The sequence below is a fragment of the Streptomyces sp. A0642 genome (genome assembly GCF_004795105.1).
Lineage (GTDB): Bacteria > Actinomycetota > Actinomycetes > Streptomycetales > Streptomycetaceae > Streptomyces.
Map to the genome: position 1 here is coordinate 84,133 of NZ_SSBL01000013.1, position 11,755 is coordinate 95,887.

Consider the following 11,755-nt stretch of genomic DNA (forward strand, 5'->3'; position numbering starts at 1 on the left):
AATTCACCGCTCTCCGGACGGACGCTTCTTGACGCGCCGTCTCATCGTCTTCCATCTCACCCCGGGCCTCCGCATGGCCAGGGCGGCCTTCGCGGCGGGATCCGCTCGCGCGAACGCGATCAGCAGCCCGACGGCGAACATGGTCGGCAGCAGGGCCGACCCCCCGTAGGAGAACAGCGGGAGCGGGACACCGGCGATCGGCAGCAGGCCGAGCACCGCACCGATGTTGATCACGGCCTGGGCCGTGATCCAGGTGGTCACACCTCCCGCTGCGTACCTCACGAAGGGGTCCTCCGTGCGTCCGGCCACGCGGATACCCGCATAGCCTAGGGCCGCGAAGAGGGCGAGTACCGACAGCGTCCCCGCCAACCCCAGTTCCTCCCCGGTGATGGCGAAGATGAAGTCCGTGTGTGGTTCGGGTAGTTGGCCCCATTTTTCCACACTTGCACCGAGCCCGGATCCGAACCATCCACCGGACGCCAGGGCGTAGATGCCGTGCACCGCCTGCCAGCACGAGCCGCCGGGCCCGGGCTCACTGGCCCCCATGCAGTCGAGCCGGGACATCCGGTTGGGACTGGTCTTGATCAGCAGGAAGGCGATCAGCCCCGCGGAGCCGAGCACTCCGGCGAACAGCCGGGTCGGCGCTCCGGCCAGCCAGAGCAGTCCGAACAGGATGGCAGTGAGAATGATCGCAGTGCCCATGTCACCGCCGAGCATGATCAGCCCCAGCAGCATGAAGGCGACCGGGACCAGGGGCACGAGCATGTGCTTCCACTGGGTCAGCAGCCGTTTGTCCTGTTTGCGGGCGAGCAGGTCGGCCCCCCACAGGACGAGGGCCAGTTTGCCGAACTCACTGGGCTGGAGCTGGAAGGGGCCGCCCAGGTAGAGCCAGTTGCGGTTTCCGTTGACCGACATCCCTATCCCCGGCACCTGGACCAGCACCATCAGGAAGACGGCGCCCATCAGCAGGGGGTAGGACAGGGCCCGGTGCAGTTTCACGGGCATCCGGGCGGCGGCCGCCATCAGCCCCGCTCCGATGACGGCGGCGAGGAACTGCTTGCGGAAGAAGTACGTGCCCGGCTTGCCGAGTTCCAACGCCTTGATCATCGAGGCGGAGTAGACCATCACGAGGCCGAGCACGGTGATGAGCAGTCCGGCGCCCAGGATCAGGTAGTAAGCGGTCAGCGGGCGGTCCCACGCCCGGCGCGCCTGCTCGTACAGCCGCCGCGCCCCGCCGCCCCGGGGGGAGCGGGGGCCCCCGGAGGTCCTGGAGCGGGCCACAGCGGGCCGCGGGGCGCCCGCGGGGGGCCGCACGCGCAGGGCGAGGCCGGCGGGCAGCGGAGCGCCTCCTGTCGCGAGGAGGGGCGGATGGAGCGCCCGGCTGATCGCCGAGGTCGCCCGTGAGCGGTCCCTGCCGCGTGCGGCAGAGCTCTCTTCGGCCGGCATGGTCCCTGTCCCCTCCACTGCTCGTGCCCGGGGCCGCTGTGCCGAGGGCCCGCCCGGCACGGCCGTACGCACCCGGGTGCTCCGGGACGGTACGGCGCGGAGGCCGCGCCCGTCAGGCGTTCTCGGCGGCCAGTGTGCGGACGGCGTCCGCGAAGGCCTCGCCCCGCTTGTTGTAATTGACGAACATGTCCATCGAGGCGCAGGCCGGGGCCATCAGTACGGTGTCTCCCGGCCGGGCGAGCCGTGCCGCCTCGCGGACCGCCTCGGACATCGCCCCAGTGTCGGTCCGGTCGAGCTCGGTGACCGGGACCTCGGGCGCGTGTCGCGCGAGGGCTTCGCGGATGAGCGCCCGGTCGGCGCCCATCAGCACGACGCCCCGCAGGCGTCCCGCGCACCCGGTCACCAGCTCGTCGAAGGTGGCGCCCTTGGCGAGTCCTCCGGCGATCCAGACGATCGGGTCGTAGGCGGCCAGGGACGCCTCGGCGGCGTGGGTGTTGGTGGCCTTGGAGTCGTCGACGTAGGCCACCCCGGCGACGTCCGCGACGTGCTCGATGCGGTGCGGGTCGGGTCGGAAGGCCCGCAGCCCGTCCCGTACGGCGGCGGGCTCCACGCCGAAGGCGCGGGCCAGCGCCGCGGCCGCGAGGGCGTTGGCGATGTTGTGCGGGGCGGGCGGGTTCACGTCCGCGACCTCGGCGAGCTCCTGGGCCTGCTTCTGCCGGTTCGTCACGAAGGCGCGGTCGACGAGGATGCCGTCGACGACCCCGAGCTGGGAGGGTCCGGGGGCGCCGAGGGTGAAGCCGATCGCCCGGCAGCCCTCCTCGACGTCCGCCTCGCGCACCAGGTCCTCGGTGGCGGCGTCCGCCACGTTGTAGACGCAGGCGACCGTGTTGCCCTCGTAGATCCGGCCCTTGTCGGCGGCGTACGCCTCCATGGAGCCGTGCCAGTCGAGGTGGTCGGGGGCCAGGTTGAGGACGGCCGCGGAGTGGGCGCGCAGCGACGACGACCAGTGCAGCTGGTAGCTGGAGAGCTCGACGGCCAGGACGTCGTACGTCTCGTCGCCGAGGACCGCGTCCAGGAGCGAGACGCCGATGTTGCCGACGGCGGCGGTGCGCAGTCCGGCGGCCTCCAGGATCGAGGCGAGCATCCGTACCGTCGTGGTCTTGCCGTTGGTGCCGGTGACCGCGAGCCAGGGCGCGGCCCCGGGTCCGCGCAGCCGCCAGGCGAGTTCGACGTCGCCCCAGACGGGGACGCCCGCCTCGGCGGCCGCGGCGAAGAGCGGCTTGCCGGGCTTCCAGCCCGGGGTGGTGACGATGAGCTCGGTGGACTTCGGCAGGGTGGCCCCGTCGCCGAGGCGCACGGTGATGCCCTGCGCCTCCAGCTCCGCGGCCTGGCCGCGCGAGCGCTCGTCGTCCCCGTCGTTGACGACGGTGACGACGGCGCCGAGGCCGTGCAGCACCCGGGCCGCCGGGATCCCGGAGACTCCGAGTCCGGCGACCGTGACGTGCTTGCCCTGCCAGTCCACGTTGCTCACTTCTTGGCTGCCCATCCTGCGTAGAAGAGGCCGAGGCCGACGATCACGCACATGCCCTGGATGATCCAGAAGCGGACCACGACAAGGACTTCGGACCACCCCTTGAGTTCGAAGTGGTGCTGGAGCGGTGCCATCCGGAAGACGCGCTTGCCGGTCATCTTGAACGAGCCGACCTGGATGACGACGGACATCGTGATCATCACGAAGAGGCCGCCGAGCACCGCCATCAGGAACTCGGTGCGGGAGCAGATCGCCAGTCCGGCGAGTGCGCCGCCGAGGGCGAGCGAACCGGTGTCGCCCATGAAGATCTTGGCGGGCGAGGTGTTCCACCACAGGAAGCCGAAGCAGGAACCCATGAGTGCGGAGGCCACGACCGCGAGGTCGAGCGGATCCCGGACCTCGAAACAGGCGCTCGGGTTGGTGAGGGTGGCCGCGTTGGCGCAGGACTCCTGGAACTGCCAGAGCCCGATGAAGGTGTACGCGCCGAAGACCATCACCGACGCACCGGTGGCCAGACCGTCCAGACCGTCCGTCAGGTTCACGCCGTTGGACATGGCGAGAATCATGAAGAGCGCCCAGAGCACGAAGAGCACCGGGCCGATCGACCAGCCGAAGTCCTCGACGAACGAGAGCTTGTCGGAGGCGGGGGTGTTGCCGCGGGCGTCGGCGAACTGGAGCGAGAGCACCGCGAAGGCGATGCCGACGATCAGCTGGCCGGCCATCTTCGCCTTGGCCCGCAGACCCAGTGAACGCTGCTTGACGATCTTGATGTAGTCGTCGAGGAAGCCGACGAGCCCCATACCGGCCATCAGGAAGAGGACCAGCACACCGGAGAAGCGCATCTCCTCGCCGGTGATCACCTTGGCCAGGACGTACGCGATGACCGTCGCCAGGATGAAGGCGATGCCGCCCATGGTGGGCGTGCCCTTCTTCGATCCGTGGCTGCGGGGGCCGTCGTCCCGGATGAACTGCCCGTATCCCTTGCGGGCCAGCAGCTTGATGAGCAGCGGGGTACCGACCAGGGTCAGGAAGAGCCCGATGGCCCCCGCGAAGAGGATCTGCCTCATCGGCCGGCGACCTCGCCCTCGGACGTCTCCAGCAGCGCGCTCACGACCTGCTCCAGGCCGACCGACCGGGACGCCTTCACCAGCACGACGTCTCCCGGGCGCAGTTCACTGCGCAACAGGTCGACGGCAGCCTGTGCGTCGGACACATGCACCGACTCCTCACCCCACGAACCCTCGTTGTATGCGCCCAGTTGCAGCCAGGAGGCTTCTCTCCCCCCGACCGCGACGAGCTTGTTGACGTTGAGCCGGACGACAAGCCGTCCGACCGCGTCGTGCTCGGTGAGCGAGGCGTCGCCGAGCTCGGCCATCTGGCCGAGCACCGCCCACGTACGACGCCCCTTCCCCATGGCGGCCAGCGCGCGCAGCGCGGCCTTCATGGATTCGGGGTTGGCGTTGTAGGCGTCATTGACGAACGTCACGCCGTCCGGACGCTCGGTGACCTCCATGCGCCAGCGGGAGAGGGTGCCCGACTCGGAGAGCGCCACGGCGATCTCGTCTGCGGACAGGCCCAGCTCATGGGCGACGGCGGCCGCGGCGAGCGCGTTCGACACGTGGTGCTCACCGTACAGGCGCATGGTCACATCACTGCACCCGGTGGGTGTGTGAAGCCTGAACGCGGGGCGTCCGTCCTCGGTGAGGTGGACGTTCTCACCCCGTACGTCCGCATCCGCGGCTTCCCCGAAGAGCAGCACCCGGGCCTTGGTCCGGGAGGTCATGGCGCGCACGAGGGGGTCGTCGGCGTTGAGGACGGCGACGCCGTCCTCGGGGAGGGACTCGACCATCTCGCCCTTGGCCTGGGCGATCTGCTGCCGGCCGCCGAACTCGCCGATGTGCGCGGTGCCGACGTTGAGGACGAGGCCGATCCGGGGCGGGACGAGCCCGGTGAGGTAACGGATGTCGCCGATGTAGCGGGCACCCATTTCGAGGACCAGGTGCTGGGTCTCCTCGGTGGCGCGCAACGCCGTGAGCGGGAGGCCGATCTCGTTGTTGAGGTTCCCGGCCGGGTAGACGGTCGGGCCCTTGCGCTCCAGGAGCTGGGCGATCAGGTCCTTGGTGGAGGTCTTGCCGGCGGATCCGGTGAGGGCGACGACGGTGGTGCCGAGCCGTCCGACGACGGCACGGGCGAGCGCGCCGAGCGCCGCCACCACGTCGTCGACGACGATCGCCGGAACGCCGACGGGGCGGGCGGCCAGCACGACGGCCGCGCCCGCCTCGACGGCGCGCTGCGCGTAGTCGTGGCCGTCGACCCGCTCACCGGCGAACGCGACGAAGAGGCTGCCTTGCTTCACCTGCCGGGAGTCGATGACGACGGGCCCGCTGACGGTTACGGCCGGATCCGGTATGTCGTACGACTGCCCGCCGACGATTTCGGTGATCTCGGCAAGGGAAAGGGCGATCACTTGGTCATCCCTGACTGTTGTTCTCGTGGGTGGGCGCACGGTGGGTGGAGTTCTCGCGTGCCAGGGACCGCTCGATGGCCGTGCGCAGGACCACGCGGTCGTCGAAGGGGCGCACCACTCCGTGGACGTCCTGGCCCTGTTCGTGGCCCTTGCCGGCGATCAGCACGGTGTCGCCGGGTCCGGCGCGGCCGACGGCGGCCGCGATGGCGGCGGCCCGGTCGGCGTCGACCAGGACGTCACCGCGTTCGTGCACGGGCACTTCGGCGGCGCCCGCGAGCATCGCGGCGAGGATGCCGAGCGGGTCCTCGGAGCGGGGGTTGTCGGAGGTCAGCACGGCGGTGTCGGCGAGCCTGGCCGCGGCGGCGCCCATCGGGCCGCGTTTGGTGGTGTCGCGGTCGCCGCCGCAGCCGAGGACGATGTGCAGCTTGCCCTCGGTGACCTTCTGCAGGGAGCGCAGCACCGACTCGACGGCATCGGTCTTGTGCGCGTAGTCGACGAGCGCGAGGTACGGCTGTCCGGCGTCGACCCGTTCCAGCCGGCCGGGCACGCCGGGCACGGCGGCGACGCCGTCGGCCGCGGTCTGCGGGTCGATCCCGGCGACGGCGAGGGTGACGATCGCGGCGAGGGTGTTGGCGACGTTGAACGGGCCGGGCAGCGGGGCCCGCGCCGCGGCGCGCTCGCCCTTGGGCCCGACGACGGTGAAGGTGGAGCCGAGCTGGCCCACCTCGACGTCCTCGGCCCGCCAGTCGGCGTCCGGGTGGCCCTCGGCGGAGAAGGTGGTGACGGGCACGGATGCCTCGGTGACCAGCCTGCGGCCGTACTCGTCGTCGTAGTTGAGGACGCCCAGCCTGCTGCGCTGCGGGGTGAACAGCCGCGCCTTGGCCTGGAAGTAGTCCTCCATGTCCGAGTGGAACTCCATGTGTTCCGGACTGAGGTTGTTGAAGACGGCGACGTCGAAGACGCAGCCGTCGACCCGGCCGAGGACCAGGGCGTGGCTGGAGACCTCCATCGTGACCGCGTCCACGCCGCGTTCGCGCATGACGGCGAACAGGGCCTGGAGATCGGTCGCTTCGGGGGTGGTCCGCTCGGACTTGATGCGCTCGTCGCCGATCCGCATCTCCACGGTGCCGATGAGGCCCGTGGCGCGTCCGGCGCCGCGGAAGCCGCCCTCGACGAGGTAGGCGGTCGTCGTCTTGCCGGAGGTGCCGGTGATGCCGATCTGGAGCAGACCGGTGCCGGGGTGGCCGTAGATCTCGGCGGCGAGTTCACCCATCCGGCCGCGCGGGTCCTCGGTGACCAGCACCGGGAGGCCGGTGGCGGCGGCTCGTTCGGCGCCCGCCGGGTCGGTGAGGATGGCGGTGGCGCCGAGACCGGCCGCCTGGACGGTGAAGTCGGCACCGTGCAGCCGGGCGCCCGGCAGCGCCGCGTACACGTCCCCGGGGCGTACCGCCCGGGAGTCGTGGGTGATGCCGGTGACTTCGCCGTCGCCCGGCGGTTCGACTCCCAGCCGGGCTGCCAGCGTCACCAGGGAGGTCGGCCGCAGCCGATCCGGGCGGGGCGCTCCCGGGTAGTTCACAGGGGCGTCCTTCTGGGTGGTTCGGGAGTGTTCAGCGTGGGGCACGGCGGTGAGCGTACCGGGCGCACCCGGCCTCTCGCGAAGTGAGGGGGCGGGGGTGCGGGGGTTCCCGTTCCGGTTCCCCGGATCGGGGGTGATGGTTGTCACTGAGGGTCTCCCCGAGTTCACTCGCCGGGTCCGAAGAACACCGGCAGCCGGGCCGGCTCACTGCCGGAGGGTGCGGTCTGAAGCGTCTTCAGCGCGAATTCCATGACCTGTTTGTAGATGGGCCCGCAGATCTGGCCGCCGAAGTAGAGGCCCTTGGTGGGGTTCTGGATGGCGCAGTAGACGGTGATCTGGGGGTTGTCGGCGGGGGCGAAGCCGGCGAACGAGGCGGTGTAGCCGTGGTAGCCGCCGCGTACCGGATCGACCCGGTTGGCCGTACCGGTCTTGCCCGCGACCCGGTAGCCGGGGATCTGGGCCTTCGTCCCGGTGCCCTCCCGGTCGTCGACGACGGACTCCAGCATGGTGGCGAGCGTCTTGGCGGTCTTCTCGCTGACCACGCGTGTCTGCGCGGGCGCCGGGGCCGGGGTGAAGCGGCCGTCGGCGCCCTTCGTGCCGCGGACCAGGCTCGGCTGGATCCGGACCCCGCCGTTGGCGATCGTCGAGTAGATCGAGGCGGCCTGCATGGCGTTGAGGGAGAGTCCCTGGCCGAACGGGATCGTGTACTGCTGCGAGGTCGACCAGTCCTGCGGCTTGGCGAGGATGCCCGCGGTCTCACCCGGGTAGCCGAGTCCGGTCGGTGAGCCGATGCCGAATTTGCGGAGGTAGCTGTAGAGCACCTTGTTGGCCTGGGCCTGGGTCTTCCCGAGCTGCCCGGTGGCCAGGATGGTGCCGATGTTGCTGGACTTGGCGAGTACGCCGTTGAGCGTCAGGTGCCAGGTCTTGTGGTCGATGTCGTCCTTGAAGAGCCGGTCGCCCCGGTGCAGGCGGTTGGGGACCGTGACATGGGTGCCGGGCTTGGCGACCCCCTCCTCCAGCACCGCGGCCATCGACATGACCTTGCTGGTGGAACCGGGCTCGTAGACGTCCTGGAGGGCCGCGTTGCCGAGGGCGGTGGCGTCGGCCTGCGAGAGGTCGTTGGGGTCGAAGCCCGGCGCGTTGGCCATGGCGAGGACCTCGCCGGTGCGGGTGTTCTGCACGACGACGTAACCGCGGTCGGCCTTGGACTTGCCGACCTGGTCGGAGATGGCCTTCTGGGCGGCCCACTGGATGTCGCGGTCGATGGTCAGCTCGATGTCGGAGCCGGCGACGGCGGGGACCTCCTTGGTGCCCGCGGTGGGCACCCGCCGGCCGCCCGACTGGGCGTACTTGATCGTGCCGTCCTCGCCCGCGAGCTCCTTGTCCAGCTGCGATTCGAGGCCGCCCGCGCCCTTGCCCTCGGCGTTGACGTAACCCAGTATCCCGGCGGCGAGCCCGCCGTTGGGGTACACGCGCTTGGTGGTGGGCTCCTGGAAGACCCCGGCCAGCACGTTGGCCCCGGGACCGCCCGCCGCCTTGTCCTTCGCGGCCTTCTCGGCGAAGACGGACTTGAGGTCCTTGATCTGCGTCCAGACCTGCGGGGTCTGCCTGCGCGCCAGTACCGCGTACCGGCTCCTGGGCTTCGACAGCTTCTTGGTCAGTACGGCCGCGTCGACGCCGAGGATGGGCGCGAGGAGGGCTGCGGCCTGCTGGGGCGCGTCGGGCGCCTTGCTGTCCTGCGGGGTGAACATCTTGGGGTCGGCGGTGATGTCGTACGCGTCGACGCTGGTGGCCAGCGCGATGCCACCGCGGTCGGTGATCTCACCGCGCTCGGCGGCGACGGTGTAGCTGAGGTAGCGGTTCTTCTCGGCCTTGGCCGCGTAGGCGTTGGCGTCGACGGCCTGCACCTGGAGGAGCCGCACGACGAACGCGATCATGACGAGGGTCAGGGCCAGGCTGACCAGCCGCAGCCGGGGCCGCGGGCTGCCGAGGCGCAGGGGCCGGCGGGAGCGGCCGCGGGGGGCCCGTCCGCGCGGCGCCGCGGACGAGGGCCGTCGTCGCTGTTCGGGGCGGGCGGCGGGCCGGGGACGGCCGGGGCGGCCCGCCGCGGTACGCGGCCGGGCGGGGCCGGGTACCCGGCGGCGCGGTGGTTCCTGGGAGGGCACTGCGTCACCTGCCGGGGCTCGTGGAGGACTGTTCTGCCGGGGTACGCGCCTGCGCCGGGGCGGTCGCGGTGGGCTGGGGCGTGGACGCGCCCGGCCCGGTGAGCGCGGAGGTGGAACCGGCCGGGGCCGCGACCGGCGGGGCCACGGGGGGCGGTGGGGGGACCTCGGGCTTCGGCGCGGCGGTGACCGGTGCGGCGCTGGCGGTGGAGGGGACGCCGCGGACCTTGCCGTCCGGCCCGAGGAAGGCGGGGCTGCCGCCGGGGACCATGCCCAGCTCCCGGGCGCGCCGCGCCAGGGCGTCGGGTTCGGAGGCGCTGTCGACGTCGCGCTGGAGGGCCTGCTGATCGTCGGTGAGCTCAGTGGTCCGCTTCTTCAGCTCGCTCAGCCGGAACGATCCTTCGTTGAGCGCCGAGTTCAGCAGCAGCAGGGAGATCAGGCCGCCGCCCAGGAGCAGGACGACCAGGAGGACGAAGGGGGTGCGGGCGGCGTTGCTCGGCCCGGCCGGCATCAGCCGGCTGAGCCGCGCGGCGCGTCCCTTCAGCCCGCCGGCCGCCTCGCTCACCGCGCCGCTCCGTCCCCGGGCCGCGTCCGCGGGTTCTCCGGGCGCCGGCTGCTCATCGCTCCTCCTCGCGGATCCGCTGCGCTCCGCGCAGCCGGGCGGGGGCGGCTCGCCGGTTCTCGGCGACCTCCTCCTCGGTGGGCAGCTCGGCCCCGCGGGTCAGCAGCTTGAGCCGCGGCTGGTAGCGCTCGGGGACGACCGGCAGGCCGGGCGGGGCGGTGTTGGCAGCACCCGCCGCGAACACCTGCTTGACGAGGCGGTCTTCCAGCGAGTGGTACGACAGGACGGCGATGCGTCCGCCGACGTCCAGGCTCGCCACGGCTGCCGGGATCGCCCGCTCCAGCACGGTGAGCTCGCCGTTCACCTCGATGCGCAGCGCCTGGAAGGTGCGCTTGGCGGGGTTCCCGCCGGTGCGCTTGGCGGCCTGCGGCAGCGAGTCGCGGATCAGCTCGACGAGCCGGGCGCTGTTGGTGAAGGGTTCCTTCTCGCGTTCGCGCACGACGGCGGAGACGATCCGCTTGGCCTGCTTCTCCTCGCCGTACGCGCGCAGGATCCTGACCAGTTCGCCCGGCGGGTAGGTGTTGAGGACCTCGGCCGCGCCGATGCCGGTCGTCTGGTCCATGCGCATGTCGAGCGGGGCGTCCTGGGCGTACGCGAACCCGCGGTCGGCCTCGTCCAGCTGCATGGAGGAGACGCCGAGGTCGAACAGGATGCCCTGGACCTTGGGGACGCCCAGCCGGGCGAGCACCTCGGGCAGTTCGTCGTAGACGGCGTGCACCAGCGTGGCACGGTCGCCGTAGGGGGCGAGCCGCTCGCCGGAGAGCCGCAGCGCCTCCTTGTCCCGGTCGAGCGCGATCAGCCGCGCGGCGGGAAAGGCGGCGAGCAGCGCCTCGCTGTGCCCGCCGAGGCCCAGGGTGCAGTCGACGACCACGGGCGGCTGCGGGCCCGAAGCCTCCAGAGCCGGGGCCAACAGGTCCAGGCACCGCTGGAGCATCACCGGGACGTGTCGGGTCTGGCTCATGCGCCCTCTCAGGCTCAGGTCCCGGGGCGCCGCACGTACGGCCTGGTCCCCGCCCGCTCGCGAAGGGGAGGTCCGCCGGCGCCGGGGAAGGGGCGTCAGCCGACCGGCGAGCGGGAGAGGGCCGGGCCGTACGTACGCCGCGCACACGGGGAAACATCGGAATGTGCAGGGTGTCGATAACTTCCCGTCACCTTAGTCCACCCTGCCATTCGATCGATTCCCGATCAATCAACCCGACAGCGCGTCGGCCCTCGCGTTGTTCACTCGGCCGGGTGACCGACTGTGAGGGTTGTGGGTTACCTCACAACAAGCGCCGTTGACGTTTTTTGTCCGCTTCGACACCACACCCGCGCGGCCGACGAGAGCTAACGTCTTGTTCCATGTCGACTTCCGCGCACTCTCCTGCCGAGCCCTCCGCTCCCCCCGCCGGCCAGGCCCGCACCGCCGGCACCGTCACCGACCGCCTGGTCGAGGCGAACACCGCGTACGCCTCCGAGTTCAGCGATCCCGGCATGGACGCGAAGCCCGTACTGCGCGTCGCCGTCGTCGCCTGCATGGACGCCCGGCTCGACCTGCACAAGGCGCTCGGTCTGGCGCTCGGCGACTGCCACACCATCCGCAACGCGGGCGGCGTGGTCACCGACGACGTGATCCGCTCGCTGTCGATCAGCCAGCGGGCCCTCGGCACGCGCAGCGTGGTGCTGATCCACCACACCAACTGCGGCATGGAGTCGATCACCGAGGAGTTCCGCCGGGAGCTGGAGATGGAGGTCGGCCAGCGGCCGGCCTGGGCGGTGGAGGCCTACACCGACGCGGACCAGGACGTGCGGCAGTCGATGCAGCGGGTCCGTACCTCCCCGTTCCTTCTCCACACCGACGACGTGCGCGGTTTCGTCTTCGACGTGACCACCGGTCTGCTGCGCGAGATCCTTCCGGTCTCCTGACCTTTTCTGCACCAAGGACACCGGACGGGCGCGTTCCGACAGGAAG

General features: G+C 71.4%; 9 protein-coding genes. 1 reads left to right on the top strand and 8 read right to left on the bottom strand.

The window, feature by feature from the left end:
- Positions 1-3 precede the first annotated feature (3 nt).
- The 8 genes from ftsW to rsmH form a co-directional block, all read right to left on the bottom strand.
- Positions 4-1,446, bottom strand: a complete 1,443-nt coding sequence (ftsW, locus tag E6R60_RS21905; RefSeq protein ID WP_240802649.1) for a putative lipid II flippase FtsW — start codon at positions 1,444-1,446, stop codon at positions 4-6.
- A 112-nt stretch (positions 1,447-1,558) separates the two neighbouring features.
- The gene (murD, locus tag E6R60_RS21910; RefSeq protein WP_206309482.1) at positions 1,559-2,992 is read right to left on the bottom strand and encodes a UDP-N-acetylmuramoyl-L-alanine--D-glutamate ligase; all 1,434 of its coding nucleotides are present in this window, start codon (positions 2,990-2,992) and stop codon (positions 1,559-1,561) included.
- Positions 2,974-4,044: a phospho-N-acetylmuramoyl-pentapeptide-transferase gene (mraY, locus tag E6R60_RS21915; protein WP_136328326.1), complete on the bottom strand. Its 1,071-nt coding sequence runs from the start codon at positions 4,042-4,044 to the stop codon at positions 2,974-2,976. The genes murD and mraY overlap by 19 nt, the downstream gene beginning before the upstream one ends.
- Positions 4,041-5,444 (bottom strand): UDP-N-acetylmuramoyl-tripeptide--D-alanyl-D-alanine ligase, encoded by a 1,404-nt coding sequence (gene murF / locus E6R60_RS21920; RefSeq protein ID WP_136328327.1) that lies wholly within the window; start codon positions 5,442-5,444, stop codon positions 4,041-4,043. The genes mraY and murF overlap by 4 nt, the downstream gene beginning before the upstream one ends.
- A 4-nt stretch (positions 5,445-5,448) precedes the next feature.
- Positions 5,449-7,167 carry a UDP-N-acetylmuramoyl-L-alanyl-D-glutamate--2,6-diaminopimelate ligase gene (locus tag E6R60_RS21925; protein WP_136328328.1) on the bottom strand — a complete coding sequence of 573 codons (1,719 nt, stop codon included), beginning with the start codon at positions 7,165-7,167 and terminating at the stop codon, positions 5,449-5,451.
- A 17-nt stretch (positions 7,168-7,184) separates the two neighbouring features.
- Positions 7,185-9,185, bottom strand: coding sequence for a penicillin-binding protein 2 (locus E6R60_RS21930; RefSeq protein ID WP_136328329.1), 2,001 nt, complete (start codon positions 9,183-9,185; stop codon positions 7,185-7,187).
- A gap of 4 nt (positions 9,186-9,189) precedes the next feature.
- The gene (locus E6R60_RS36780; protein WP_168713659.1) at positions 9,190-9,747 is read right to left on the bottom strand and encodes a hypothetical protein; all 558 of its coding nucleotides are present in this window, start codon (positions 9,745-9,747) and stop codon (positions 9,190-9,192) included.
- Positions 9,748-9,799: 52 nt separating this feature from the next.
- Positions 9,800-10,765 carry a 16S rRNA (cytosine(1402)-N(4))-methyltransferase RsmH gene (gene rsmH, locus E6R60_RS21935; protein ID WP_136328330.1) on the bottom strand — a complete coding sequence of 322 codons (966 nt, stop codon included), beginning with the start codon at positions 10,763-10,765 and terminating at the stop codon, positions 9,800-9,802.
- 380 nt (positions 10,766-11,145) lie between these two features.
- On the opposite strand from rsmH, the gene E6R60_RS21940 reads away from it, so the two are divergent.
- A complete protein-coding gene (locus tag E6R60_RS21940) occupies positions 11,146-11,709 on the top strand; it encodes a carbonic anhydrase (protein ID WP_136328331.1) in 564 nt (187 codons plus the stop codon).
- Positions 11,710-11,755 lie beyond the last annotated feature (46 nt).

Coding starts and splice junctions, on each gene's coding strand:
- ftsW (WP_240802649.1), bottom strand. CDS start 1,446: ATGCCGGCCGAAGAGAGCTCTGCCGCACGCGGCAGGGACCGCTCACGG.
- rsmH (WP_136328330.1), bottom strand. CDS start 10,765: ATGAGCCAGACCCGACACGTCCCGGTGATGCTCCAGCGGTGCCTGGAC.
- E6R60_RS21940 (WP_136328331.1), top strand. CDS start 11,146: ATGTCGACTTCCGCGCACTCTCCTGCCGAGCCCTCCGCTCCCCCCGCC.
- mraY (WP_136328326.1), bottom strand. CDS start 4,044: ATGAGGCAGATCCTCTTCGCGGGGGCCATCGGGCTCTTCCTGACCCTG.
- murD (WP_206309482.1), bottom strand. CDS start 2,992: ATGGGCAGCCAAGAAGTGAGCAACGTGGACTGGCAGGGCAAGCACGTC.